At 71.7% G+C, this 26,783-nt stretch carries 21 protein-coding genes; 11 read left to right on the forward strand and 10 right to left on the reverse strand.

The annotated features are described in order from the left end of the window. The first annotated feature begins 151 nt into the window (after nt 1-151). Both ACZ5XZ_RS25160 and ybaK read left to right on the forward strand, forming a co-directional pair. A complete protein-coding gene (locus tag ACZ5XZ_RS25160) occupies nt 152-898 on the forward strand; it encodes an LON peptidase substrate-binding domain-containing protein (RefSeq protein ID WP_468981723.1) in 747 nt (248 codons plus the stop codon). A 17-nt stretch (nt 899-915) separates the two neighbouring features. Further along, nucleotides 916-1,410: a Cys-tRNA(Pro) deacylase gene (ybaK, locus tag ACZ5XZ_RS25165; protein WP_468981725.1), complete on the forward strand. Its 495-nt coding sequence runs from the start codon at nt 916-918 to the stop codon at nt 1,408-1,410. Nucleotides 1,411-1,464: 54 nt separating this feature from the next. On the opposite strand, the gene ACZ5XZ_RS25170 is transcribed toward ybaK, so the two are convergent. From ACZ5XZ_RS25170 to ACZ5XZ_RS25185, 4 genes are all read right to left on the reverse strand, one after another. Beyond that, nucleotides 1,465-2,178, reverse strand: a complete 714-nt coding sequence (locus ACZ5XZ_RS25170) for an ABC transporter permease (RefSeq protein ID WP_468981727.1) — start codon at nt 2,176-2,178, stop codon at nt 1,465-1,467. A gap of 68 nt (nt 2,179-2,246) precedes the next feature. Next, nucleotides 2,247-3,071, reverse strand: coding sequence for an ABC transporter permease (locus ACZ5XZ_RS25175; protein WP_468981729.1), 825 nt, complete (start codon nt 3,069-3,071; stop codon nt 2,247-2,249). A gap of 76 nt (nt 3,072-3,147) precedes the next feature. Beyond that, entirely contained in the window at nt 3,148-4,158 is a 1,011-nt protein-coding gene (locus ACZ5XZ_RS25180) for an ABC transporter ATP-binding protein (protein ID WP_384442060.1), read from the reverse strand. An 82-nt stretch (nt 4,159-4,240) separates the two neighbouring features. Continuing rightward, nucleotides 4,241-5,515 carry an NYN domain-containing protein gene (locus ACZ5XZ_RS25185; RefSeq protein WP_468981732.1) on the reverse strand — a complete coding sequence of 425 codons (1,275 nt, stop codon included), beginning with the start codon at nt 5,513-5,515 and terminating at the stop codon, nt 4,241-4,243. Nucleotides 5,516-5,790: 275 nt separating this feature from the next. Between ACZ5XZ_RS25185 and ACZ5XZ_RS25190 the strand changes: the two genes are divergently transcribed. Continuing rightward, complete coding sequence (locus ACZ5XZ_RS25190; protein WP_468981734.1) at nt 5,791-5,964, forward strand: hypothetical protein; 174 nt, start codon at nt 5,791-5,793, stop codon at nt 5,962-5,964. A gap of 82 nt (nt 5,965-6,046) precedes the next feature. Here ACZ5XZ_RS25190 and dnaE read toward each other — a convergent pair whose 3' ends face one another. Continuing rightward, nucleotides 6,047-9,604, reverse strand: coding sequence for a DNA polymerase III subunit alpha (gene dnaE, locus ACZ5XZ_RS25195; RefSeq protein ID WP_468981736.1), 3,558 nt, complete (start codon nt 9,602-9,604; stop codon nt 6,047-6,049). A 249-nt stretch (nt 9,605-9,853) separates the two neighbouring features. Between dnaE and ACZ5XZ_RS25200 the strand changes: the two genes are divergently transcribed. The 6 genes from ACZ5XZ_RS25200 (at nt 9,854) to ACZ5XZ_RS25225 (ending at nt 16,456) form a co-directional block, all read left to right on the forward strand. After that, on the forward strand, nt 9,854-11,215 hold the full coding sequence (locus ACZ5XZ_RS25200; protein ID WP_468981739.1) for a DUF2252 domain-containing protein: 1,362 nt from the start codon (nt 9,854-9,856) through the stop codon (nt 11,213-11,215). Nucleotides 11,216-11,333: 118 nt separating this feature from the next. Then, a complete protein-coding gene (locus tag ACZ5XZ_RS25205; protein WP_468981741.1) occupies nt 11,334-11,990 on the forward strand; it encodes a hypothetical protein in 657 nt (218 codons plus the stop codon). A gap of 111 nt (nt 11,991-12,101) precedes the next feature. Then, nucleotides 12,102-12,959, forward strand: a complete 858-nt coding sequence (locus ACZ5XZ_RS25210; RefSeq protein ID WP_468981744.1) for a thioredoxin domain-containing protein — start codon at nt 12,102-12,104, stop codon at nt 12,957-12,959. A gap of 102 nt (nt 12,960-13,061) precedes the next feature. Continuing rightward, nucleotides 13,062-13,763, forward strand: coding sequence for a hypothetical protein (locus tag ACZ5XZ_RS25215; protein WP_468981745.1), 702 nt, complete (start codon nt 13,062-13,064; stop codon nt 13,761-13,763). A gap of 39 nt (nt 13,764-13,802) precedes the next feature. Then, complete coding sequence (locus ACZ5XZ_RS25220; protein WP_468981747.1) at nt 13,803-14,723, forward strand: thioredoxin domain-containing protein; 921 nt, start codon at nt 13,803-13,805, stop codon at nt 14,721-14,723. Between the two features lie 89 nt (nt 14,724-14,812). Beyond that, nucleotides 14,813-16,456, forward strand: coding sequence for an alkaline phosphatase D family protein (locus tag ACZ5XZ_RS25225; RefSeq protein WP_468981749.1), 1,644 nt, complete (start codon nt 14,813-14,815; stop codon nt 16,454-16,456). Nucleotides 16,457-16,672: 216 nt separating this feature from the next. Here ACZ5XZ_RS25225 and ACZ5XZ_RS25230 read toward each other — a convergent pair whose 3' ends face one another. Further along, entirely contained in the window at nt 16,673-17,278 is a 606-nt protein-coding gene (locus ACZ5XZ_RS25230) for a dienelactone hydrolase family protein (protein WP_468981751.1), read from the reverse strand. A 112-nt stretch (nt 17,279-17,390) separates the two neighbouring features. Between ACZ5XZ_RS25230 and ACZ5XZ_RS25235 the strand changes: the two genes are divergently transcribed. Further along, a complete protein-coding gene (locus ACZ5XZ_RS25235; RefSeq protein WP_468981842.1) occupies nt 17,391-18,455 on the forward strand; it encodes a mechanosensitive ion channel family protein in 1,065 nt (354 codons plus the stop codon). 15 nt (nt 18,456-18,470) lie between these two features. Here ACZ5XZ_RS25235 and ACZ5XZ_RS25240 read toward each other — a convergent pair whose 3' ends face one another. From ACZ5XZ_RS25240 to ACZ5XZ_RS25255, 4 genes are all read right to left on the reverse strand, one after another. Beyond that, nucleotides 18,471-20,063, reverse strand: coding sequence for a Na+/H+ antiporter (locus ACZ5XZ_RS25240; RefSeq protein WP_468981754.1), 1,593 nt, complete (start codon nt 20,061-20,063; stop codon nt 18,471-18,473). A 148-nt stretch (nt 20,064-20,211) separates the two neighbouring features. Beyond that, nucleotides 20,212-21,153: an RluA family pseudouridine synthase gene (locus tag ACZ5XZ_RS25245; protein ID WP_468981755.1), complete on the reverse strand. Its 942-nt coding sequence runs from the start codon at nt 21,151-21,153 to the stop codon at nt 20,212-20,214. Between the two features lie 90 nt (nt 21,154-21,243). Beyond that, nucleotides 21,244-21,846, reverse strand: a complete 603-nt coding sequence (gene lspA / locus ACZ5XZ_RS25250) for a signal peptidase II (protein WP_384442099.1) — start codon at nt 21,844-21,846, stop codon at nt 21,244-21,246. Nucleotides 21,847-21,975: 129 nt separating this feature from the next. Next, nucleotides 21,976-22,731, reverse strand: a complete 756-nt coding sequence (locus ACZ5XZ_RS25255; protein WP_468981758.1) for a TraR/DksA family transcriptional regulator — start codon at nt 22,729-22,731, stop codon at nt 21,976-21,978. 603 nt (nt 22,732-23,334) lie between these two features. On the opposite strand from ACZ5XZ_RS25255, the gene ileS reads away from it, so the two are divergent. Continuing rightward, entirely contained in the window at nt 23,335-26,472 is a 3,138-nt protein-coding gene (gene ileS / locus ACZ5XZ_RS25260; RefSeq protein WP_468981759.1) for an isoleucine--tRNA ligase, read from the forward strand. Nucleotides 26,473-26,783 lie beyond the last annotated feature (311 nt).

Below are 26,783 nucleotides of genomic sequence, written 5' to 3' on the forward strand. Positions count from 1 at the left end.
CGCCGCAGCCGACAACGTGGGAAGCCAGCCAAGCGCAGCGGAGGGGCCCGCCGCCAGGCGACCGGCGAAAACCCCCACGGCGGGAAAGCCGAAAGACGACAGCCCCACCACGTGGAATGCAAGCCAAGCGCAGCGTCTAGGCTTACGGGCTGTGACCTCCCTGCGCCTCCCCCTCTTCCCGTTGAACTCGGTGCTGTTCCCGGGACTCGTGCTCCCGCTGAACGTGTTCGAGGCGCGGTACCGGGCGATGATGCGCGATCTGAGCGCGGTGCCCGAGGACGACCGCCGCTTCGCGGTGATCGCGATCCGGGACGGCCGGGAGGTGGCGCCCACCGCCCAGGGCATGCCGGACGCCACGCTGCCCTCGGAGGGCGGCCCCGCGGCGGGCTTCGGGGACGACCCGATGCAGGCGTTCCACTCGGTGGGCTGCGTCGCGGACGCGGCGACCATCCGGGAGAAGTCCTCCGCCGACGACACCGGCTACGAGGTCCTGGCCACCGGCACCACCCGCTTCCGGCTGCTGTCGGTGGACGCCTCCGGGCCGTATCTGACCGGCGAGCTGGAGGAGCTGGAAGAGAGCCAGGGGGAGGGCGCGGGCGCGCTCGCCTCCGGGGTCGTACGGGCCTTCAGGACGTATCAGAAGCGGCTGGCCTGGGCGAACGAGCGGACGCTGTCGAGCGGGCAGGACCTGCCGGCCGATCCGTCGGTGCTGTCGTACCTCGTCGCGGCGGCGGCCGTGCTGGACGTCCCCGCCAAGCAGCTGCTGCTGGAGGCGCCCGACACCGCCACCCGGCTGGGGCAGGAGCTGAAACTCCTTCGTCAGGAGTCGGCGCTGCTCGGTAAGCTCCCGTCGCTGCCGGCCGTGGATCTGACCAGGCAGCCGACCAGCCCGAACTGACGCGAGGCCTGAAGACGTTGGCGAAGAAGTCCAGGAAATCCGGTGGGACGCCCGCGACGGTGGCGCTCACCGCGTCCGGCGTCCCGTTCACGGTGCACGCCTACGAGCACGATCCGGCCGCTGCCTCGTACGGCGAGGAGGCCGCCGAGGCCCTCGGCGTCCCCGCCGACCAGGTGTTCAAGACGCTGCTGGTCGATGTCGACGGCACCCTGACGGTCGCCGTGGTGCCGGTGTCGGGGTCCTTGGACCTCAAGGCGCTGGCGGCCGCGGTGGGCGGCAAACGGGCCACGATGGCCGATCCTGCGGCGGCCGAGCGCAGCACGGGCTATGTCCTCGGGGGGATCTCGCCGCTGGGGCAGCGCAAGCGGCTGCGCACGGTCGTGGACGCCTCGGCCGAGGGCCGCCCGACGGTGTGCGTCTCGGCGGGGCGCCGGGGGCTGGAGGTCGAGCTGGCGCCGGCGGACCTGGTGGCGCTGACCGGGGCCCGGGTGGCACCGATCGCGCGCGGCTGAGGACCTGCGGGGCGGCCGGTGGGCCCGGCCGCCGCTGGTACCGCCGCGCGCCGGTCAGGTCGCGGTCGGCGGCTGCTGCCCGTGGTGGCCGTGCGGTGCCTGCCGGTCGTCCGGTGCCTGGTGATCGTGCGGCCCGTGGAAGTCGTGGCTTTCGGACCAGTCCGGCGCCGGCGGCTCCGGGTCGCGGGGACCGAAGAGCCCGGTCAGCGCCAGCTGCGTCAGCATGGCGGCGAGCGGCCAGGCCAGCAGCGCGCCCTTCGACTGCAGCCGCAGCGGGCCCTCGAAGGCCACACCGGGACCGACCTGCTTGGCGTGCGCGACCACGTCCGGGGTGGGGCCCAGCCACATGCCGGTCACCCAGCCCACCGCCGCGCCCAGCAGCCCGCCCAGGACCAGCGCCACGACCAGCGGGATGCCGCCGCGCCGGCGGAAGAGGAAGACCACGGCCGCGGTGAGCACACCGAAGCCGAGCGAGAGCAGCACGAAGGTGCCGTCCGCGCCGATCGCCTCCTCGCCCTCGGTGTTCTTCAGATAGACGTTGCGGGCGTCCGCGATCAGCGGGACGTGCGGCGCGAGCCAGTTCCACAGCACGCCGAGCAGCACGCCGCTCACCGCGACCAGGATCGCGATCACCGCGCCCTCGCGCAGCTCGCGCGGCAGCTCGGGGTTGACCGGGCCGTCATGGCCGGCCGGGGCCGCGGGCGCGGCCCGGGGGTACTGCGGCTCTTCGGGCGGTTGGTTGTCGGATGGCGTCAGCGGTGCGGTCACCCCGTCATCGTGCCAGGTGGGGCCGTAGGGCCCGGCAGCAGGACGCCCGTTCGGGGCGCCGGCACCGGTCATCGGGCCGCCGCCCTGCGGTACGCCCAGGTCGCGATAGCCAGCGAGAGCACGCCGACGGCCGCGCAGACGCCCAGGTCGGCGGCGACCGCCACCCAGTCGGGGTGCGCGTCGAAGCTGCGGGCCAGCGCCTCCACACCGTAGGTCGAGGGCAGCAGATCGCGGGCCCAGCCGATCGCCTCGGGCATCCGCTCGGCCGGCAGCACCCCCAGCAGCAGCGCCGCAGACATGCCCAACTGGCCGCAGAGCGTGGCGAGTTCGGGGCGCGGGGCGAGCAGGCCGAGGGCCGCGCCGAGGCCGGCCAGCGCGGCTCCGGCGAGCGGGAGAACGGCGGCCAGCACCCAGAGGTTGGCCATCGGCAGCTGGAAGAGCACACAGCCGGTGACGGCGGTGACGATCGTCCCCGGGACGGTGAAGGAGGCATAGGCGCCGGCCGCGCCGAGCACCACGGCGGCGGGCGGGACCGGCAGCGTCGCGTAGTGGTCGAGCCCGCCGCCGGCCCGTAGCTGGCCGAAGTACTGGGCGAGCAGGTTGAGCGCCACGAAGGCGACGACCAGCACGCTGGAGCCGGAGACCACCGACCGCGCCGCCTCGCCGTCGTCGACCACCCCGCGCAGCAGGACCATGATCCCGATGGACTGGAAGGTCGCGACGAACAGCAGCGGAATCCGTGCGACCCGGGCCCGGGAGAGCTGGGCGCGGTAGACGGCGCCGAGCGCGGGCAGCAGGCGGGCGCGCGGGGCCAGCGGGGCGGCCCCGTCCTCGGACCACGCCCCACCGCCCGCTACCGCCCCGGCCACCGCCTGCGCGGGAACCACACTCACGCTGCCACCCGGCCTTCCTCGCTGCCCTCGCAGCACTTGATACGTCCGCAGCGCCCCCGCGTCTCACGCCACCCGCTCACGCCTTGACCAGCCCCTCGCCGCGCCCGCCCAGCGCCAGATACACGTCCTCCAGGCTCGGCGTGGCGAGGGTGAAGTCGTCGAGGGCCGCGAAGGCGGGACCGGCGGTGACCGCGGCCACCGCGGAGCGGGCCCGGTCGGCGGGAAGGCGGAGGGTCCAGCGGCGGCCGGAGACCCGGGCGCCGGCTTCGAGGGCGGCGACCTCGGGGACGTCCAGCGGCGGGCGGTCGCGCCAGACCAGCTCCAGCCGTACCTCGTCGCTGACCATGTCCTTCAGTCCGCCGGGCGTGTCGCAGGCGATCACCCGGCCCCGGTCGATCACCGCGACCCGGTCGAGCACGCTCTCGGCCTCCAGGACGTTGTGGGTCACCAGCACCACCGTGACGCCCCGCTCGGCCCGGCGCCGGTCGACCGCGGCCCATACGGCGCGCCGCGCCACCGGGTCCATGCCGGTGGTCGGCTCGTCCAGCACCAGTAGCGGCCGCTCACCGATCAGCGCGGTGGCGACGCAGGCCAGCCGGCGCTGACCGCCGGAGAGCTTCTTCAGCGCCCGGCCGGCGATGTCCGCCAGGCCCAGCTCGTCGGTCACCGCGTCCCGCTCGGCGCGCGCCTCGCGCGCCCCGAGGCCGCGCAGCCGGCCGGTGGTCTCCACGGCGAGGGCGACCGTCATCTCGTCCAGGGCGGTGGACTCCTGCCCCAGGTAGCCGAGCAGCCGGGCGGCCCGCTCCGGGTGGCGCACCAGGTCGTGGCCCAGTACGGCGATGCTGCCGGAGTCCGGGCGCAGCAGTCCGGTCAGCTGGCGGACCAGGGTGGACTTGCCGGCGCCGTTGGGGCCCAGCAGCCCGAAGATCTCGCCGCGGCGTACGTCCAGGGTGATGCCGTCGTTGGCCCGTACGGCGGGCGCCTGTGCCGCCCCGCGGCGCCCACGCACCGCGGGGTACGTCTTGACCAGGTCCCGCACGGCGCACACCGGCCCGCCGCGCTCCGCCTGTTTTGCGCCCGTCCTCACGAGCTACGAGGGTACGCGTCCCCGGCCCGCCACCGGCCCGCGGGGCTCCGGGGGCGAGCCGGGAAGCGGCGGGCGGGGGCGGTCAGTCACCGGCCGGGGCGTGCTCGGCGGCGGTGCGCAGATCGACCTCGCGCCAGAATCCGGCCCGGATGGCGTAGCGGTCGTGCTCGTCGATCTGGTCGTCCTTGTGGGCGAGCAGCCCGAACCGGGCGGCGTAGCGCAGCAGTTCGCCGTCGATGCGGTGCGGGATGCGGGGGTACTCCGTCGACAGCTGCTGCAGATGCGCCGTGTCGGAGAGCCGGTCGGTCCAGCGGCGGGCGAAGACCTGGCCGACCTCGAAGGGGTCGCCGCTGACGGCGGTGATGTCCTCCTCGCGGTCGGCCCAGCGCTGCTCGGCGCTGGTGAGCTGGGCGAGGGTGGGCAGGCCGGCGGTCTCGGAGGGTTCGCCGACCGGGCCGCCGCGCTCGACCCAGCCCTTGTCGGACGACCAGCGCAGGGTGGCGCCGGCGGCGGGCGGGGACTGCTGGCCGGCGGCGCGGTCCCGGCCGAGCCCGGCCAGGTCCTTGGGGGTGGGGACGCCGCCCCGCCCGGCGGCGGTGTCCGGCTCGTCGTCGGCCTGCGGGGCGGCGTCGGTGCCGGGCGCGGGCCGCGCCGCCCCGTTGGCCCCGTTGTGCTCGTGCGTGCGGTCGGCGGTCTCCGGGCACGCGGCGGCCGCGGCGGCCGCGACCGCGGACTCGGGCAGCGGCGCGGAGAGGATCGCGGCGATCTCGGGGCGGGGGACGGGCGGCGGTCCGGAGGGCCCGCCGAGTTCCTTGGCGCGCACGGCGCGGGTGATCCAGGTGCGGTCCAGCACCCGCCGCTCGTCGGCCTCGGCGACCAGGTCCTCGGACTGGTTGTAGTCGCCGTCGGCGGCCTGGACGGCCCACAGGTGGACGGCGACCCCGTGCTCCTTCGCCGACATCAGGCCGGGCAGCAGATCGCCGTCGCCGGTGACCAGGACGATGTCGGAGCAGGCGCGGTTGCGGGCCAGCTCGGTCAGCTCGGCGTGCATGGCGGCGTCCACGCCCTTCTGCGCCCAGCGGCCGTCGCTGCGGGTCAGGGCGCCCAGCCGGACGGTGACCCGGGACATCACGCGCAGCCTGCGGTGCTCGGGTTGCGGGACCCGGTCGGGGGCGCCGTCGAACCAGTAGATCCGCAGCAGCGGGCGCTCGGTGTCCGCCTCGGCGCGCTGGCGCAGGCCCTGGATGAGGGCGGCGTGATCGACGGTGATCCGTGAACGGACGGGCTCTCCGGCGAGCAGACTCGCGGCGGCGCCGAGCAAATACCCGGCGTCCACCAGCACGACGCAGCGATCCACGTTCCACCCTCTTCCCTGAGGTGCTGAAAGTCCGGTCGCCCCCCGGCTCGGCACGTGGCACGAGTCTTCCTTCGGCTTTCCCTCGAGTCTGCCCGACCGTACGGGGGTTATCAGCCCGAACTCGATCATCGGCGTGGCGGATTCGGCGGGGATCTTGGGTACAGCGCGTGATCGCGTCTTTTACACAGGGTAATTGCCCGAAATGCAGGCTTCTGTCCGGCATGTAAGTCTGGTCCCGGCCCCGATCCCAGATTCCCCCTCAGGAGGCAATGGTCATGGCCAAGGACAAGAAGCAGAACCGCGGTCAGCAGCAGAAGTCGGCATCCGCGGCCGAGCGCGGCCAGCAGCAAGCCCAGCAGTCGGCCATGGAGGCCCAGTCGAAGTCCACCTCGGCCACGCCCGGAGACCTGGCCCGCAAGAACCGCGAGCGGCGCTTCGGCCACAACTGACCTATGCCGCAGATGAGTTGAGGGGCGCGTCCACTGCGGACGCGCCCCTCGGGGCAGCGCGGAGGCTCGGCCCGCCGCGGGGTCAGCCCGCCAGGCAGGACGGACCGAGCAGGACCTTGAGGTCACCGAAGAGCGACGGGTCCGGCGTGACGCGGTGCCGGTCCAGTCGCAGCACCGTGGTCTTGCGCGCCCCTTGCAGCTTGATCCGCACCTCCGTGGAGCCGCGGTGACTGCTGAGCACCTCGCCGAGCTTCTCGACCATCGGCGGGGTCACCTTGACCGTAGGGATGGTGATCGTCACGGGGGCGTTGGTGCCCGCCTCCGACAGGTCGGGGACCATCATCTCCATGGCGACCAGCCGCGGGATGTCCTCGCGTTTGTCGAGCCGTCCCTTGACGAACACCACGGTGTCCTCGACGAGTTGGGTGGACACCAGCTGGTAGGTCGCGGGGAAGAACATGCAGTCGATGGAGCCGGCCAGGTCCTCGACGGTGGCGATCGCCCAGGCGTTGCCCTGCTTGGTCATCTTGCGCTGCAGGCCGGAGATGATGCCGCCGATGGTGACGATGGAGCCGTCGGAGTAGTCGCCGCCGGTGAGCTGGGCGATGGCGGCGTCGGCCTTGTCGGACAGCACGTGCTCCAGGCCGAAGAGCGGGTGGTCGGAGACGTAGAGACCGAGCATCTCGCGCTCCTGGGCGAGGAGGTAGGTCTTGTCCCACTCCACGTCCGAGAACTCCACGTCCAGGCCGAAGCCGGGACCGTCGGAAGAGCCGTCGGTGGAGTCGCCCATGCCGCCGAAGAGGTCGAACTGCCCCTCGGCCTCCTTGCGCTTGACCTGGACGACGTTGTCGATCATCGATTCGTAGTGCGCCATCAGGCCCTTGCGGGTGTGGCCCATCTCGTCGAACGCGCCGGCCTTGATCAGCGATTCGGTGGTGCGCTTGTTGCAGACCACCGCGTCGACCTTGTCGAGGTAGTCGGGGAAGGAGGAGAACTTCCCCTTCGTCTTGCGGGCCCGGACGATCGACTCGACCACGTTCGACCCGACGTTGCGGACCGCCTCCAGGCCGAAGAGGATCACGTCGTCGCCCTGGGCGGCGAAGTTGTGCACCGACTCGTTCACATCCGGCGGCAGCACCTTGATCTTCATGCGCCGGCACTCGTTCAGATAGACGGCCGACTTGTCCTTGTCGTCCTTGACCGAGGTGAGCAGCGCGGCCATGTACTCGGCCGGATAGTTCGCCTTCAGGTACGCGGTCCAGTAGGTGACCAGGCCGTACGCGGAGGAGTGCGCCTTGTTGAACGCGTAGCCGGCGAACGGGACCAGGACGTCCCACAGGGCCTGGATCGCCGCGTCGGAGAAGCCGTTCTTCTTCGCGCCCTCCTGGAACAGGACGAAGTTCTTCGCCAGTTCCTCGGGCTTCTTCTTGCCCATCACGCGGCGCAGGATGTCGGCCTCGCCGAGCGAGTACCCGGCGATGATCTGGGCGGCCTTCTGCACCTGCTCCTGGTACACGATGAGGCCGTAGGTGAGGCCCAGCGTCTCCTTCAGGGGCTCTTCGAGCTCCGGATGGATCGGCGTGATCTCCTGGCGGCCGTTCTTGCGCTCCGCGTAGTTCGTGTGCGAGTTCATGCCCATCGGGCCCGGCCGGTACAGGGCCGAGACGGCGGAAATGTCCTCGAAGTTGTCGGGCTGCATCTGGCGCAGGAGCGAGCGCATGGGGCCGCCGTCGAACTGGAAGACGCCGAGGGTGTCACCGCGGCAGAGCAGTTCGAAGGTCTTGGGGTCGTCCAGCGGGAGCGAGAGCATCTCCAGGTCGATGCCCTTGTTGGACTTCACCATCTTGACGGCGTCGTCCATGATCGTCAGGTTGCGCAGGCCCAGGAAGTCCATCTTCAGCAGGCCGAGCGACTCGCACTGCGGGTAGTCCCACTGCGTGATCGTGACGCCGTCGGTGTGCCGGGTCCACAGCGGGGCGTGGTCGACGATCGGCTCGCTGGACATGATGACGCCGGCGGCGTGCACGCCCATCTGCCGGACCAGGCCCTCGACGCCCTTGGCGGTGTCGATGACCTTCTTGACGTCCGGCTCGTTCTCGTACATCCCCCGGATCTCGCCCGCCTCGCTGTAGCGCGGGTGCTTGGGGTCGGTGATGCCGGAGAGGTCGATGCCCTTGCCGAGGACGTCGGCGGGCATCGCCTTGGTGAGGCGGTCGCCCATCGCGTACGGGTAGCCGAGCACGCGCGCGGAGTCCTTGATCGCGTTCTTGGCCTTGATCTTGCCGTAGGTGCCGATCATGGCCACCTTGTCGGCGCCGTACTTCTCGGTCACGTACCTGATCACTTCGACGCGCCTGCGCTCGTCGAAGTCGATGTCGACGTCGGGCATGGAGACGCGCTCGGGGTTGAGGAACCGCTCGAAGATCAGGCCGTGCGTGATCGGGTCGAGGTCGGTGATGCCCATGGCGTACGCGACGATCGAGCCGGCCGCGGAGCCACGGCCCGGTCCCACGGCGATGCCGTTGTTCTTGGCCCACATGATGAAGTCGGCGACGACCAGGAAGTACCCCGGGAACCCCATCTGGATGATGATGTCCATCTCGTACTCGGCCTGCTTCTGCCGGTCCTCGGGGACGCCGCCCGGATAGCGGCGCTCCATGCCGGCCCGGACCTCCTCCTGGAACCAGGTGACCTCGGTAAAGCCGTCCGGGATCTCGAACTTCGGCATGAGGTCGCGCTTCTCGAACATGCCGGTGGTGTCGACCTGCTCGGCCACCAGCAGCGTGTTGCGGCAGCCCTCCTGCCAGGCGTCCGAGGAGTCGATGGCGTACATCTCCTCCGTGGACTTCAGGTAGTAGCCCGTGCCGTCGAAGCGGAAGCGGTCCGGGTCGGAGAGGTTCTTGCCGGTCTGGATGCACAGCAGCGCGTCGTGCGCCGTGGACTCATGGGCGTAGGTGTAGTGCGAGTCGTTGGTGACCAGCGGCGGGATGCCGAGCTCCTTGCCGATCTTCAACAGGTCGTCGCGGACCCGGCGCTCGATCTCGATGCCGTGGTCCATCAGCTCAAGGAAGTACCGGTCCTTGCCGAAGATGTCCTGATACTCGCCCGCGGCCTTGCGGGCCTCGTCGTACTGCCCCAGCCGCAGCCGGGTCTGCAGCTCTCCCGACGGGCAGCCGGTGGAGGCGATCAGGCCCTCGGACCACTGGGCGATGGTCTCCTTGTCCATCCGCGGCCACTTCTGCAGCCAGCCCTCCGCATACGCGTCCGAGGAGAGCCGGAAGAGGTTGTGCAGACCGGTCTTGTTCGCCGCCCAGATCGTCTTGTGGGTGTAACCACCCGAACCCGAGACGTCGTCGCGCTTCTGGTGCGGCTGGCCCCACTGGATCTTGCGCTTGTTGCGCCGCGACTCGGGGGCGACATACGCCTCGATGCCGATGATCGGCGTCACCCCGGCCTTCTGCGCCGAGTGGAAGAAGTCGTACGCGCCGTGGAGGTTGCCGTGGTCGGACATCGCGATGTGCGTCATGCCCATCTCGTTGGCCGCCTTGAACATGTCCGACAGCCGCGCCGCGCCGTCCAGCAGCGAGTACTGGGTGTGGACGTGCAGGTGTGTGAACGGGGGCCTGGACGGGGCTGCCACGGCGGAGGACCTCCGGGAAACGGTTGAGGACGGGGGCACCTCCCGGCATCAGCTGAGGGAGGATTCGACGGTCTCGAAGTCTACGACTCCCCACCGACAATCGCGGTCGCCCCAGGCGTACCCTCACCCGTTGTCGGCGGGCACTCGAACACCTTCCCGCCCGTTGTCCGTGACAGATCCGCGCCACCCTCCGTGACGCGGGTCCGCCATGACTCTCGTACCACTCCGCACCTCAGGAGGCACCCAGCGATGCCGTCCCAGCACGCCCCGGCGCAGGACGCCGCGCAGCGCGGCGAGGAGATCCTCGCCGTCTTCGACACCGCCTTCGGAGAGCTGCTCGCCGCCGACCCCGCGGCCTTCCGCGTGAAATTCCGGAAGATGGCCGCCTCCGCGTTCGCCTTCTACCGGGGCACTGCGTGCCTGTTCTACCGGGACCTGGAGGCGCAGGCCGCCCAGGACGGCGGCAAGGACAGCGGCCCCTATCTGGACGAGCGGACCGGCCGGGTGTGGATCCACGGCGATCTGCACGCCGAGAACTTCGGCACCTATATGGACGCCACCGGCCGGCTGATCTTCAACGTCAACGACTTCGACGAGGCCTACGTCGGCCCCTTCACCTGGGACCTCAAGCGGTTCGCCGCCTCGGTCGCGCTGATCGGCTACGCCAAGGCGCTCAGCGACGAGCAGATCACCGACCTGGTGCGCACCTACGCCGCCGCCTACCGCGAGCGCATCCACGCGCTGGCCTCCGGGGCCAAGAGGGCCGACAAGGACGCGGTGCCGCCCTTCACGCTGGACACCGCCGACGGCCCGCTGCTGGACGCGCTGCGCGACGCCCGCGCGCTGACCCGGTTCGCGCTGCTGGACTCGATGACCGAGATCCGCGACTTCGAACGGCGCTTCGCGGCGGGCGGCGGCAGCGTCGAGCTGGACGCGGCGACCCGCTACAAGGTCCTCGCCGCCTTCGACGGCTATCTGGAGACGCTGCCGGAGTCGAGCCTGGCCCGTCCGGACTCCTACCGGGTCAAGGACGTGGTGGGCCGGCGCGGCATCGGCATCGGCTCGGCCGGCCTGCCGTCGTACAACATCCTGCTCGAGGGCAACAGCGACGCCCTGGAGAACGATGTGGTGATCTACATGAAGCAGGCCCAGACCCCGGCCGTCTCCCGGCACGTCACCGACCCCGCGGTCCGCTCCTACTTCCAGCACGAGGGCCACCGCACGGTCATCTCGCAGCGGGCCCTGCAGGACCACGCCGACCCGTGGCTGGGCTGGACCGAGCTGGACGGCGCCGGCCAGCTGGTCGCCGAGATCTCGCCGTACGCGGTCGATCTGGACTGGTCGGACATCGACGACCCGGAGGAGATCGCGGCGGTCGTCGCCGACCTGGGCCGGGCGACGGCCACGATGCACGCCGCGGCGGACGACGAGAGCGGCCACTCCCTGGTGCCGTTCTCGACAGAGCGGGCCATCGACGCGGCCCTGGCGGCCGACGAGGACGGCTTCGCGGGGCTGCTGGTGGACTTCGCGCACTCCTACGGAGCCCGGGCCCGCGCCGACCACCAGATCTTCGTCGACCTCTTCCGCAACGGCCGGATCCCCGGCCTGTAGGGACCGGCCGCCCGAGGGGCTGTTCCCATGAGTCTCGTACGCACCGGTTTTCCCGGTATATGCGACTTTGATCACCCTTAGGCGCCACTTATCCCGGCCCATGGCACACTCGGCGGCAATGGACATCTCGGCGGCACACCTGCGGGCACTGCGCGCGGCGCTCTTCACGGCGCTGTGCGTGACGCTGTCCGCGGGGTCCCATGTGCTGCTGTCGCGCATGCCGCTGCCGCTGACCACCGTCGCGGCGCTCTCCGCCGCCGTCTTCGCGCTCGCCTACGCGCTGGCCGGCCGGGAGCGCGGCTACGGACGGATCGCGGCCCTGCTGGTCCCCCTCGAGCTCGCCGCCGACCTGGTCTTCAGCATCGGCCAGCACACCTGCTACGGCGGGACGGGCGGCCCGGTGGCCGGCCCGCTGCACTCGCTGGGCGTGGATCTGCTCTGCGGCGGCCAGGTCGGCGGCCCCCTGACGCGGCTGTCCGAGAACGGTGCCGCGCCCGCCACGACCGGGCTGCTGCTGCTCGCCGCGCACCTGGCGATAGGGCTGCTGGCGGCCGGCTGGCTGCGCCGCGGCGAGGCGGCGCTGGCCCAGGTGCTGGGCGCGGTGGCCGGCTTCGCCTTCCGCCCGCTGCTGATCGCCGTCGCGGTCATCGGCGCCGCGGCCGCCCCGCGCCGCCCCGCGCCCGTGCCCGTCCGGGCCGGCCGCCCGGCCCGGAGCGCCCCCCTGCTGGTGCACTGCGTCGTGCGCCGTGGGCCGCCCTGCGCGCTCGCTGCGTGACCGCCCGGTCCACGTACCCGGCCCGCGCAGCACGCGTACGCCCGTACCTCGCGTGCGTACGCCTTCGACGGCAGGCACCCCACCCACGGATTCCACGGAGCAGGAACAGTCATGAGCAACCGCAACAGCCAGGCCAACAAGCAGGCAGCCCGTGAGCGGCTGCGCGCCGAGCGCGAGCGGCAGGCCAAGAAGGAGCGGGTCCGCCGGCAGCTGACCGTCGGCGGTGCGATCGTCGGCGTGCTGGCGATCGCCGGCGGTATCGGCGTGGCGGTCGCCAACTCGGGCGGCGGCGACTCCGCGGCCGAGAAGACCGCGGGCGACAGCACGGTGTGGACGAAGGCGGCGAAGGCCAAGCTGGTCAAGCCCGCCCACACCAGCGGCGCCGAGGGCACCACGATCGTCGTCGGCAAGGCGGACGCCAAGAACACCCTCAGCCTCTTCGAGGACCCGCGCTGCCCGGGCTGCGCCAGCTTCGAGCAGAACGTCGGCGAGACCGTCGAGAAGGACATCAAGGCCGGCAAGTACAAGGCGGCCTACCACCTGGGCACGTTCCTCGACGGCAACCTCAAGGGCACCGGCTCCAAGAACGCGCTGTCCGCGCTGGGCGCCGCCCTGAACGTCAGCCCGGAGGCCTTCTTGAAGTACAAGTACGCGCTGTACTCCAAGGAGTTCCACCCTGAGGAGACCGGTCCGGACAAGTTCGCCGACGACAGCTACCTGATCAAGGTCGCGGACACCGTCCCCGCGCTCAAGGGCAACGCCGCCTTCCAGAAGGCCGTCAAGGCCGGCACGTACGACCGCTGGGCGCTGGAGGTGTCCACCGAGTTCAACTCGCACAAGGACGTCAGCAGCACCCCGACCGTGAAGGTCAACGACACGGTGATCGGCACGGACACCCCGCAGGGCAAGGCGGCCCCGTCGAGCGCCGCCGCCTTCAACTCCATGGTCGACAAGGCCCTGAAGAAGTGACCGGGGCGCGACCCTGACCGCTCGGCCGGCGCGCGGTGAGCGCGTCGGCCGATGCCAAATCTTGACCCGGGCCCCTGCCGTGGACATGGCAGACTCCCGCCCATGCAGGCGAGGGCGGTGCGCCCGGGCGGCCGGCCCGCGGGCGCGCCGGGCGGTGAACTCAGGGCGGTGCGGGCGGCGCTGTTCACCGCGCTGTGCGTCACGCTGTCCGCGGCCTCCCATGTGCTGTTCTCCCGTGCCCCGTTGCCGCCCGCCACGGTCGCCTGGGTCTGCGCCGGCGTCTTCGCCGCCGCGTATGCGCTGACCGGCCGCGAGCGCGGATACCGGCCGGTGGCGGCGCTGCTGGTGCCGCTGGAGCTGGCCGCGGACACCATCTTCACCACCGGTCAGCACGCCTGTTACGGACCGGCCGGCGGCCCCCTGGCCGGACCGCTGCGCGCGATCGGCCTCCATCTGCTGTGCGCGGGCGGCGAGTGGGGCACCCCGCTGGCACGCCTCGCGGCACATCCGTCCGCCCCGCTGCCGCCGTCCGGGCCCTGGCTGCTGCTCGCGGCCCACCTCGCGGTCGGCCTGCTGGCCGCCGGCTGGCTGCACCGCGGCGACGCCGCCCTGGACGCCCTGCTGCGCGCGGCCGCGACCGCCGCCTTCCGCCCGCTGCGGACCGCCGCCGCGATGGCCGGCGCCGCGACCGCCCGGCCCCGCCGGCGGATCCGCCCGCTGCGCCCGTTGCCGCCGGCCCGTCCGCTCCCCCTCCTCGTGCACTGCGTACAGCGCCGCGGCCCGCCCCGTCCGTTCGCCGTCTGACCAGTCCGTAAGCGTCGAACACCCGTGAGGGGACCCCCCATGAGCAACCGCAACAGCCAGGCCAGCAAGCAGGCGGCCCGCGAACGCATCCGTGCCGAGCGCGAGCGCCAGAAGAAGCAGGAGCGGCTGCGCCGCCAACTCGTCGTGGCGGGCTCGGTCGTCGGCATCCTGGCCGTGGCCGGCGGTATCGGCTTCGCCGTGATGAAGGCCAACGAGCCGACCGGCTGGGAGGCCGCCAAGGAGGCCAGGCCCGTCGCGCCGGCGCACACCCAGGGCAAGGACCACACCGAGATCCTGATCGGCGACCCGAAGGCCAAGGAGACCCTTGAGGTCTTCGAGGACGTCCGCTGCCCGGCGTGTGCGTCCTTCGAGCAGAGCAGCGGTCCGGCGCTGCTCAAGGACATCGAGGACGGCCGGTACCGGGTCCGCTTCACGATGTACACCTTCATCGACGACAACGCGGGCGGCGAGGGCTCGAAGAACGCGCTGAGCGCGCTGGGTGCGGCGCTGGACGTCAGCCCCGAGGCCTTCTTGAAGTTCAAGACGGCGCTGTACTCGACCACGTACCACCCCGACGAGCGCGAGGACCTCTACGCCAAGGACTCCGAGCTGCTCAAGGCCGCCGGCGAGGTGCCGGAGCTGAAGCACAACAAGGCGTTCAAGGCGGCGGTCGAGAAGGGCACCTACGACCGCTGGGCGATGGACATGACCGCGCTGTTCGGCCGCAAGGGGGTCCGGGGCACGCCGACCTTCATGCACGGCGACAAGAAGCTGGTGATGGACCAGATCCCGCAGCGCCGGATGACGCAGGCGCAGTACAACCAGCTGGCCCGGGCCAACTTCAAGAAGATGATCGACAAGGAGTTCGGCCCGGCGAAGGGGGCGGACGGCGGCAAGGACGGCAAGGACGGCGGAAAGGGTATTCGCGAGGGCGAAAAGGACCCCTCGGGCACCCGTTGAGCGGCTTACGGACAACGGGTGGGCGAATTCTCGGTATTCCCGGTCATCGCCCTCCCGTTGTCGATTACCGGCCAGTAAGGTGATCGGCCGTGACCGATCATGACCAGATCTCGCGCCGCACTGCCGTTACGGCCGTAGCCGCCACCGCCGCCCTTCTGCCGTTCGCCGGCGCCGCCCCCGCGTCCGCCCAGCAGGCCCTGGACCAGGCCCGGTTCTTCCAGCACGGCGTCGCCTCCGGTGACCCGCTCCCGGACGGCGTGCTGCTGTGGACCCGGGTCACCCCGACGCCGTCGGCCACCCCGGGCTCCGGCCGCGGACCGGCCACCGACGTGAGCTGGCAGGTGGCCGCCGACAGGGACTTCGCCACCGTCGTCGCACGGGGCTCGGTGAAGACCTCGGCGGCCACCGACCACACCGTCAAGGCGGACGTCCGCGGTCTGCGCCCGGCCACCCACTACTACTACCGCTTCACCGTCGAGGGGCAGCACTCCCCCGTCGGCCGTACCCGCACCGCCCCCGCGCACGACGCCGCGGCCGGCAACGTCCGCTTCGGCGTGGTCTCCTGCGCCAACTGGGAGTCCGGCTACTTCTCCCCGTACCGGCATCTGGCGGCCCGCACCGAGCTGGACGCGGTGCTGCACCTCGGCGACTACCTCTACGAGTACAAGTCCGGCGAGTACCCGGACTTCAAGTACGTCGTCCGCCCGCACTCCCCCGCGCACGAGCTGCTCACGCTCGCCGACTACCGCATCCGGCACGGCGCCCACAAGACCGACCCGGACGCGCTGGCCATGCACGCCGCCCACCCGGTCATCGCCATCTGGGACGACCACGAGTTCGCCGACAACGCCTGGCGGGGCGGCGCGGTGAACCACTCGCCGGACAGCGAGGGCTCCTGGTCGGCGCGGATGTCCGCCGCGAAGCAGGCGTACTTCGAGTGGATGCCGGTGCGCCCCTCGACGGCCGGCACCACCTACCGCCGGCTGCGCTTCGGCACCCTCGCCGACCTGCACCTGCTGGACCTGCGGTCGTTCCGCGACGAGCAGGCCAAGCCGGGCAGCGGCGCGGTCGACGACCCGAGCCGGACGATCACCGGGCGGGCCCAACTGGACTGGCTCAAGGCCGGCCTGGAGCGCTCGGACACCGCCTGGCGGCTGGTCGGCACCTCGGTCATGGTCTCGCAGGTCGCCTTCGGCTCCCTACCGGCCCATCTGCTCGGCCCGCTCGCCGAGATCCTCGGCATACCCAAGGAGGGCCTGGCGGTCAACACCGACCAGTGGGACGGCTACACCGACGACCGGCACGAGCTGCTGGGCCACCTCAGCGACCGCGGTATCGACAACACCGTGTTCCTGACCGGCGACATCCACATGGCCTGGGCCAACGAGGTGCCGCTGAAGGCGGCGACCTACCCCGCCACCCGGCCGGTGGCGACGGAGTTCGTGGTCACCTCCGTCACCTCCGACAACGTCGACGACTTCCTGCATGTCGCCCCGCACACCGTCTCGCTGGCCGGCGTCGCCGCCATCAGGGCCGCCAACCGGCATGTGAAGTGGCTGGACATGGACTCGCACGGCTACGGGGTCCTGGACGTCAGCGCCGAGCGCACGCAGATGGACTACTTCGGCATCTCCGACAAGACCGACCCGCACGCCACCAGCACGCATCTGCGCTCGTACCGCACGCGGACGGGCAGCCAGCAGATCGAGCGGGCCGACGGGCCGGTCGCCTAGGGCCTGTCCGATGGGTCAGGGTCGGAAAGGCCGCGGCGCCTGGTGCGGTGCATCGCAAGGCGCCGGAGCGTCTCGATAGCGGAGCTATCGGGACGCTCCGGCAACGCCGCGAGGTGCCGTGCCAGGCGCCGCGGACCCGGCCATGACCCATCGGACAGGCTCTAGGGCCCTCCGCGGCACCCCGGTCCTGCCCGCCGCGCCGCTACGGACCGCCGCTCACAGGCTGTCCAGGAAGCCCAGCGCCACCTTCCAGGTGCTCTCGGCCGCCTCGGCGTCGTAGTCCGTCAGACCGGGGTCGGTGAACAGGTGGCCGGCGCCGGCGTAGCGGAAGACCTCCACGTCCGCACCGGCCCGGCGCATCTGCAGATACCAGGCGTTCAGCCAGTCGTGCGGCTCGTAGGGGTCCGGGTCGGCGACATGCAGCTGCACCGGCAGATCGTCGGCCACGGCGCCCTCGGCGATGTCGGAGGTGCCGTGCAGCAGCAACAGCCCGCGGGTCTTCTCGTCGCCCAGCGCGAGGGTCTGGGCGACCGAGCCGCCGAAGGAGAACCCGGCGTAGACCAGGCCGCGGTCGGAGTACGGCGCGACGGCCGTGATGGCGCGCTTGAGCAGCTCCTCCTTGCCGATCTCCTCCTTGATCAGGATGCCGTCCGGCACCGATTCGGCGGTCCGGCCGTCGAAGAGATCGGGGACGACAACCTCGTGTCCCGCGGCGCGCAGCCGGTCCGCGGCGGCCTGCACCGCCGGGCGCAGCCCGCACACCGAATGGAACAGGGCAATCGTCAAGGGCCCGCTGGCCGCGGGCTCGGTGGAGGCCGGCACTGCATCACTTCCCTGGGTCGGATCGTTGTGGCCCCATCGTGCCATTGACGGCGGTGGGTACCGGGTAGCAGCACACTCAAGCGCATCCGAACCGAGGAGGATCACCGTGTCGCTGGAGGACGTGCTGCGTCCCGTCGCCGTGGCCGGCGGCTCGCTCGTCATCACGCTCGTCCTGGGCTGGCTCACCGACCGCGCGCTGCGCCGGGTCGACGCCGCCCACCCGGAGACCCCGCTGTGGGGGCTGCTGCGCCGCTGCCGGATACCGCTGCAGGTGGTGCTGTGCGCGGCCCTGCTGCGCGGCTCGTACGACGAGAGCGGGATCGGGATCGTCGAGGAGCACCGGGCGGGGACCGGCCAGACGCTGACCCTGGTGCTGATCGCGGCCACCGCCTGGCTCGCCATACGGGTCGCGGCGGCGATCGTCGAGTCGTCCTACTCGCGCTACGCGGCAAGCGCCCGGGACGCCGCGCGGGTGCGGCGGGTGCGGACCCAGGTGACGCTGATCCAACGGGTGGTGACGGCCGTGGTGATCGTCGTCGCGGCCGCCTCCATGCTGCTGACGTTCCCGGAGATGCGGGCGGTCGGCACCTCGATGCTGGCGTCGGCCGGGCTGCTGGGCATCGTCGCCGGTATCGCCGCCCAGTCGACCCTCGGCAACCTCTTCGCGGGGCTGCAGATCGCCTTCGGCGACATGGTGCGCATCGGGGACACGGTCGTGGTGGACGGCGAGTGGGGCACCGTCGAGGAGATCACCCTGACGTTCCTGACCGTGCGGACCTGGGACGAGCGGCGGATCACCATGCCGGTGTCGTACTTCACCGGCAAGCCGTTCGAGAACTGGTCGCGCGGCGGCGCCCAGATGACCGGGACCGTCCTGTTCCACCTCGACCACGGCGCGCCGGTGGAGAAGATGCGCCAGCGGCTGCACGAGATCCTCCAGGAGTGCCCGGACTGGGACGGCCGGTCCTGGAGCCTGGTGGTCACCAACACCACCGCGTCCACGATCGTGGTGCGGGCGCTGGTCACCGCCCGGGACGCGGACACCCTCTGGACGGTGCGCTGCGAGGTGCGCGAGCGGATCATCGAGTGGCTGCGCACCGAGCACGCCTACGCGCTGCCGCGGATCAGCACCGGGCCGGCGCCGACGGGCCGGGCCGGGGAGCCGCCGCGGCGCTGAGGCCCCGCCCCCGCGTCACGGCGCGGCCCGCAGGCTCCGCATGTCCAGTTGCCGCAGCACCCGGTCCACCACCTCCGGGTCCGCGCCCGGCTCGCTGCGCGCCGCGAGCACCTCGTGCCGGGCCGCCGAGAGCATCTCGGCCTGGATGCGCTGCACCTTCTTCATCCGGGTGATGCGCTTTTCGAAGAGCTCGCGCCGCTCGTCGTCGACGATGTCCGGCGCGATCCGGGCGCCGATGTCATAGGCCCGGCGCGCCAGCTGGTCCCTGACCTCCTCGGGCAGCTCCTCGACCTCCAGGATCTCCTTCAGCCGGCGCTTGGACGCCTTGATCATCCGGATCGCCAGCTCGCGCTCCAGCGCGTCGGCGGCGTCGGAGCTGGCCCGCACCCGCAGGGTGCGCACCAGCCAGGGCAGTGTGAGGCCCTGGACGAGCAGGGTGGAGAGCACCACCGCGAAGGCGATGAAGAGGATCTCGGCGCGGTCCGGGAAGGCGACGCCGTCGATCTCGTAGGGGAGGGCCAGCGCCAGCGCCACCGAGGCCACCCCGCGCATCCCCGACCACCACAGGATGACCGTCTCCCGCCAGCTCATCGGGATGTCCTCGTCGTAGTCGCGGCGCCGGTGCATCCGCTTGGCCAGCCAGGCGGCGGGCAGCAGCCACAGCAGACGGACGCCGACGACCACCGCGACAACGGCGGCGCCGGCGGCGAACAGCTGGTCCCAACGGCCCGACGCGGCCCAGAAGATGTTGTGCAGCTCCAGGCCGATCAGCCCGAAGGCGACGCCGGTGACGAGGGTGTCGACGACCTCCCAGAAGGTGTATCCGGCGAGCCGGCCCAGCACGTCGTCGGCGTCGACCGCGTACTCGGCCAGGAACAGCCCGGTGGTCAGCACCGCGAGCACACCGGAGCCCTTCAGCTCCTCGGCCAGGATGTACGCCGTGAACGGCACCAGCAGCGTCAGCCCGATCTGCAGCGTCGGGTCGCCGAGCAGCCCCATCAGCTTGTTGGTGATCCAGCCGAGCAGCAGGCCGATGGCCATGGCGACGACCGCGGACAGCACCAGCGCGCCGAGCGCGCCGGGCACCGAGAAGCTTCCGCTGACCACCGCGGCGAGCGCGACGTGGTAGAGCACGATCGCGGTGACGTCGTTGAACAGCCCCTCGCCCTCCAGGATCGAGACCATCCGGCGGGGCAGTCCCAGCTTGCCGGCGACGGCGGTCGCGGCGACCGGGTCGGGCGGGGCGACCAGCGCGCCGAGCACCACCGCGGCGGCCAGCGGCATCCCGGGCACCACCGCCTGCGCGACCGCGGCGACCGCGGCCGTGGTGGCGAAGACCAGCAGCACGGCGAGCAGGAAGATCGGGCGGAGGTTGGCGGTGAACTGCCGCCAGGAGGTGCGCTGCACGGCCGCGTAGAGCAGCGGCGGCAGCACCACCGGCAGGATGAACTCGGGCGGCACCTCGACATTGGGCACGAACGGCAGCAGCGCCAGTACGGCCCCGGCGAGCGTCATCAGCACCGGTGACGGCAGTCCCAGCCGGTCGCCGACCGGGACCATCACCACGGCTCCGAGCAGCAGGAGGGAGATCAGAGCCAGCTGGTCCACGGTGACGACGCTCCGGAAGGGTCGGATTCGCTCACATTCCGCCCCAAGCGTGCCAGACGCCTATGGTTCCGCCCGCTGCGGCACCCCCAGCGTGCCGGACGCCTATGGATCCGCCCGCTCCGGCACCCCCGGCGCCGGACGCGCCGTGTCAGCTGCTCTCGTCGCGCACGGTGTCGAGGGCGTGCTGCAGGTCGTCCGGGTAGGCGCTCTCGAACTCCACCCAGCGGCCGTCGGCGGGGTGCTCGAAGCCGAGGCGGACCGCGTGCAGCCACTGCCGGCCGACGCCCAGCCGCTTGGCGAGGGTGGGGTCCGCGCCGTACGTCAGGTCGCCGACGCACGGGTGGCGGTGCGCGGACATGTGCACCCGGATCTGGTGGGTGCGCCCGGTCTCCAGCTTGATGTCGAGCAGGCTGGCCGCGCGGAACGCCTCGATGAGGTCGTAGTGCGTGACCGACGCCTTGCCCTCGGCGGTGACCGCCCACTTGTAGTCGTGCTGCGGATGCCGGCCGATGGGGGCGTCGATGGTGCCGCTCATCGGGTCCGGGTGGCCCTGGACCAGGGCGTGGTAGCGCTTGTCCACCGTACGCTCGCGGAACTGCTGCTTGAGGAGGGTGTAGGCGCGCTCGGACTTGGCCACGACCATCAGCCCGGACGTGCCGACGTCGAGGCGGTGCACGATGCCCTGGCGCTCGGCGGCGCCGGAGGTGGAGATGCGGAAGCCGGCCGCGGCGAGTCCGCCGATGACCGTCGTCCCGCTCCAGCCGGGGCTCGGGTGCGCGGCCACGCCGACCGGCTTGACGATCACGACGATGTCGTCGTCGTCATGCACGATCTCCATGCCCTCGACGGGCTCGGCGACGATCTCCACGGGCGGCGCGGCCTGCGGCATCTCGACTTCCAGCCAGGCGCCGCCGCTCACTCGCTCGGACTTCATCACCTCGGATCCGTCGACCCGGACCTTTCCGGCGGCGGCGAGTTCGGCCGCCTTCGTACGGGAGAAGCCGAACATCCGGGCCAGCGCGGCGTCCACGCGCTCGCCCTCCAGGCCGTCCGGTACGGGCAGGGTGCGGATCTCGGGAATGGTGCTCACCTTAAGGAGTATGGCAGTCGCGGCACCCCGCATCGGGGCCGGCCGGGGCAGGAGCCGTTGGTGGTTGCGGTTTGGTGGGGGCCGGCGCTGTCAGTCCTTGTGCACCGTGCCGTCCGGGTCCAGTCCCCGGAAGGAAAGGATCACGATCAGGATGCCGCCGCAGACGATCGCGGAGTCGGCGAGGTTGAAGACCGCGAAGTGCGCCGGGGCGATGAAGTCGACCACCGCGCCCTCGAAGATGCCCGGCGAGCGGAAGATCCGGTCGGTGAGGTTGCCGAAGGCGCCGCCGAGCAGCAGCCCGAGCGCGACGGCCCAGGGCAGGCTGTAGAGCTTGCGGGCGATCCGGGCGATCACCACGATCACGGTCGCCGCGATGATCGTGAGGAAGATCGTCAGCGCCTCGCCGATGCTGAACGCGGCGCCGCGGTTGCGGATCACGCTGAACTGCAGCAGCGTCCCGATGACCTGGATGGGCTCGTGGTGCTCCAGCTTCGCGACGACCAGGACCTTGCTGCCCAGGTCGAGCAGGTAGACGAAGAACGCGATCAGCAGCAGCGCGACGATCCGCCGCTTGCCGCGGCCGGCGCCCTGCTCCGGCTCCGCCGGTCCTCCCCCTTCGGATCCCGCCGTGGGATCCGTCCCGGAACCCGGCTCGGGTTCCGGCGTACCGGTGATGCGCTCCGCCTCTGCCACGTGTGAGTCCCTCAGCCCGTCGTGTCCGCGGCCAGACCGTGCCTGGCTTGAATCACGAGAGTACGGCACACACGTGCGGGGGCGGGCGGTACGGGTGCCGCCCGCGACACCCCACCCGGGTACCCCGCGTCAGCGGCGCTCCTGCTTCTGCTTGCACTCCACACACAGCGTCGCCCGGGGGAACGCCTGCATCCGCGCCTTGCCGATGGGGTTGCCGCAGTTCTCGCACAGCCCGTAGGTGCCGGTGTCCAGCCGGCCGAGGGCCCGCTCGGTCTGGTGGAGCATCTCGCGGGCGTTGGAGGCCAGGGCCAGCTCGTGCTCGCGGGTGATGTTCTTGGTGCCGGTGTCGGCCTCGTCGTCGCCGGCGCCGTCGCCGGAGTCGCGCATCAGGCCGGCGATGGCGTCCTCGGCCGCGGTGATCTCCGCCCGCAGCCGCCCCACCTCGTCCATCAGCTCGGTGCGTGCCTCGGCGACCTCGGCGGGTGTCCAAGGATCTTCACCGGGCCGTACGGCGAGCTCGTCCGGTGCGGCCATCCGGGCCGTGGGCACCGGGGCGTCCTCGGCGTGCGCCTTGGCCGTCGCGGCCGCCGTCTTCTTCGCCACCACCGTCTTGGCTCCCGTCTTCTTAGCGGGCACCGCGGCCTTCTTGGCCGGAGCCTTCGTCGCGGTCTTCCTCGCCGCCGTCTTCTTGGCGGCGGACTTCTTGGCCGCGGGCTGCGTGGCCGCGGTCTCGTCGGGCGTGGTCTCGTCGGGCGGGGTCGTGCCGGCCGCCGTCTTCTTGGCGGCGGCCTTCTTCGGAGCGCGGGTCTTCGGGGCAGGCTGCTTCGCGACGGCCTCGTCGGCGGGCGTCGTGCTCTTCTGCGCGGCGGTCTTCTTCGCCACCATGGCCGCGACCCCTTCACCTATGTGACTTTGTTCGCGAATCGTGACGGGAACGATAAATCGCCGCACGGCACGCGGCAACGGGGCGCACCGCCCGACGGGTCCTGCCACCCGGCCCGGAGGCCCGGTCTGCCTCGGTTGTGCCCCGCTGCCCGCCGGGTAACCCGCCCGGCGGTCCGGCACCCGGCCGCTGGCCATTCGGGTCACGGCGACGGCGCGGGCGTCCCCGTACGGCGCCCCGGCCGCCCTCCCCGCCCCCGGCCGCCCTAATTCGGTCGGCCGCTGCCGGCACGGCCCCGTACACTGGGCGGAGCGAAAGGCATTGATGGGACGAGTAGCGTCGTACGCAGCCGGCAGCGACCCGGGGACGGTGGAAGCCCGGGGGCGTGCACGACGTGAAGATCACCCCGGAGTCGCCGGAAGAAAGCTTTGGACAGTGGGCTCCGCCCACGGGCCGCGGGCCACCCAGGGCGAGTAGAACCGGCAGCGCGACCCCAATGAGGGGGCGGTGCAGCGGCACCGCCAAGGAGGGTGGTACCGCGGGAGCCCAGGCTCTCGTCCCTCCGGACGGAGAACGCAGCAGGTGTCCGCCGGAGGAAGTCCCCGATGAGTGAGCAGCCCCAGTACCGCCAGGTACCCGCCCAGGTAGACCTTCCCGCCCTCGAGCACGCCGTGCTCGAGTTCTGGCAGGAGCAGAAGGTCTTCGCCCGTACCCTCCAGCAGTCCGAGGGCCGGCCCGAGTGGGTCTTCTACGAGGGCCCCCCGACGGCCAACGGCATGCCCGGCGCGCACCACATCGAGGCGCGCGTCTTCAAGGACGTCTTCCCCCGGTTCCGCACGATGCAGGGCTACCACGTCGACCGCAAGGCCGGCTGGGACTGCCACGGCCTCCCGGTCGAGCTGGCCGTGGAGAAGGAGCTGGGCTTCAACGGCAAGAAGGACATCGAGGCGTACGGCATCGCCGAGTTCAACGCCAAGTGCCGCGAGTCGGTGACCCGCCACACCGACGCCTTCGCCGAGCTCACGACCCGTATGGGGTACTGGACCGACCTCGACGCCCCGTACCGCACGATGGACCCCGACTACATCGAGTCGGTGTGGTGGTCGCTGAAGGAGATCTTCAACAAGGGCCTGCTGGTCCAGGACCACCGCGTCGCCCCCTGGTGCCCGCGGTGCGGCACGGGCCTGTCGGACCACGAGCTGGCGCAGGGCTACGAGACCGTCGTCGACCCCTCGGTCTACGTCCGCCTCCCGCTGACCTCCGGCCCCCTCGCCGGCGAGGCGTCCCTCCTCATCTGGACGACGACCCCCTGGACCCTGGTCTCCAACACGGCCGCCGCCGCGCACCCGGACGTCACCTACGTCGTCGCCACGGACGGCACCGAGAAGCTGGTCGTCGCCGAGCCGCTGCTGGAGAAGGCCCTCGGCGAGGGCTGGGAGGCCACCGGCCAGTCCTTCACCGGCCGCGAGATGGAGCGCTGGTCCTACGAGCGCCCGTTCTCCCTGGTCGAGCTGGAGGGCGCCAACTTCGTCGTCAACGCCGAGTACGTGACCACCGACGACGGTACGGGCCTGGTCCACCAGGCCCCCGCCTTCGGCGAGGACGACCTCAAGACCTGCCGGGCGTACGGCCTGCCGGTGGTCAACCCGGTCCGCCCCGACGGCACCTTCGAGGACGGACTCGCCCTGATCGGCGGCCAGTTCTTCAAGAAGGCCGACGAGGCCCTGGTCGAGGACCTCGCCGCCCGTGGCCTGCTCTTCCAGCACATCGCCTACGAGCACAGCTACCCGCACTGCTGGCGCTGCCACACCGCGCTGCTCTACTACGCCCAGCCGTCCTGGTACATCCGCACGACCGCGGTCAAGGACGCCCTGCTCCGCGAGAACGAGAACACCAACTGGTTCCCGGACTCGGTCAAGCACGGCCGCTTCGGCGACTGGCTCAACAACAACATCGACTGGGCACTGTCCCGCAACCGCTACTGGGGCACCCCGCTGCCCATCTGGCGCTGCGAGGAGGACCACCTCACCTGCGTCGGCTCGCTGGCCGAGCTGACCGAGCTGACCGGCACCGACCAGTCGGGCCTGGACCCGCACCGCCCGTTCATCGACGACGTCACCTTCGCCTGCCCGACCTGCCAGGGCACCGCCACCCGCGTCCCGGAGGTCATCGACGCCTGGTACGACTCGGGCTCGATGCCGTTCGCGCAGTGGGGCTACCCGTACCGCAACAAGGAGCTGTTCGAGAAGCGCTACCCGGCGCAGTTCATCTCGGAGGCCATCGACCAGACCCGCGGCTGGTTCTACACCCTGATGGCCGTCGGCACCCTGGTCTTCGACAAGTCGTCGTACGAGAACGTCGTCTGCCTGGGCCACATCCTCGCCGAGGACGGCCGGAAGATGTCCAAGCACCTGGGCAACATCCTCCAGCCGATCCCGCTGATGGATCAGCACGGCGCCGACGCGGTCCGCTGGTTCATGGCGGCCGGCGGCTCGCCGTGGTCCGCCCGCCGGGTGGGCCACAGCACCATCCAGGAAGTCGTCCGCAAGACCCTGCTGACGTACTGGAACACCGTCGCCTTCCAGGCGCTGTACGCCCGTACGTCCCAGTGGGCGCCGTCCGCCGCCGACCCCGCCCCCGCCGACCGGCCGCTGCTGGACCGCTGGCTGCTCGGCGAGCTGAACACCCTGGTCGAGCAGGTCACCGACTCCCTGGAGTCCTTCGACACCCAGCGCGCCGGCAAGCTCCTCTCCGCCTTCGTCGACGACCTCTCCAACTGGTACGTGCGCCGCTCCCGCCGCCGCTTCTGGCAGGGCGACGCGGCCGCGCTGCGCACGCTCCACGAGGTCATCGAGACCGTCACCCGCCTCATGGCACCGCTCACCCCGTTCATCACCGAGCGGGTCTGGCAGGACCTGGTCGTCCCGGTCACCCCGGACGCCCCCGACTCCGTCCACCTCGCCGGCTGGCCGGTGGCCGACAAGGCGGCCATCGACCCGACCCTGTCCGCCCAGATGCTGCTGGTCCGCCGCCTGGTCGAACTGGGCCGCGCCACCCGCGCCGAGTCGGGCGTCAAGACCCGTCAGCCGCTGTCCCGCGCGCTGGTCGCGGCGCACGGCTTCGCGGGCCTGCCCGAGGACCTGCGCGCGCAGATCGCCGAGGAGCTGAACGTCAGCTCGCTGGCCTCCCTGTCGGAGGTCGGCGGCTCGCTCGTCGACACCACCGCCAAGGCCAACTTCCGTGCGCTGGGCAAGCGGTTCGGCAAGGGCGTCCAGGCGGTCGCCAAGGCCGTCGCCGCCGCGGACGCCGCGGCCCTCTCGCTCGCGCTGCGCGAGGGCACGGCGAGCGTCGAGGTCGACGGCGAGACCGTCTCGCTCGCCCCCGACGAGGTGATCATCACCGAGACCCCGCGCGAGGGCTGGTCGGTGGCCTCCGACGCGGGCGCCACGGTCGCCCTCGACCTGGAGATCACCCCGGAGCTGCGCCGCGCGGGCCTGGCCCGCGACGCCATCCGCCTCATCCAGGAGGCCCGCAAGAACAGCGGCCTCGACGTCGCCGACCGGATCGCGCTGCGCTGGCGTTCCACGGACGACGAGGTCGCTACGGCGCTGACCGACCACACCGGCCTGATCTCCGACGAGGTCCTCGCCGCGGACTTCGCACCCGGCGAGCCGGACGACTCCTTCGGCCCCGCCTTCACGGACGAGGCACTGGCCCTCACCTTCCACCTCCGCAAGGTGTAACCAGCCCCCCCTCACCGCACAAATGCCCCGGCGTACACCACGCCGGGGCATTTCCCTTTCCCTCCCCTGAACCGCCTTCACCTCCGCCGTGACGCACGCCTTTCCGCGCACCTTTCGCCCCGCACCCTCTTCCTCCCCGCATCCCGAAAAGGAAGAGGAAGGGAAAATCGGACCAGAGGTGGGATATCCGCCTATGAACGGACAGTCGACCGCATTCCGCGAACCCGGCAGCGCAAAGGGCCGGGGGGGGGGGGGGGGGGGGAGGGGGGGGGGGGGGGGGTGGGGGCCCCGCCGCGAGGCGGGGGGTAGGT

It is taken from the genome of Streptomyces sp. NPDC033270 (assembly GCF_055576575.1).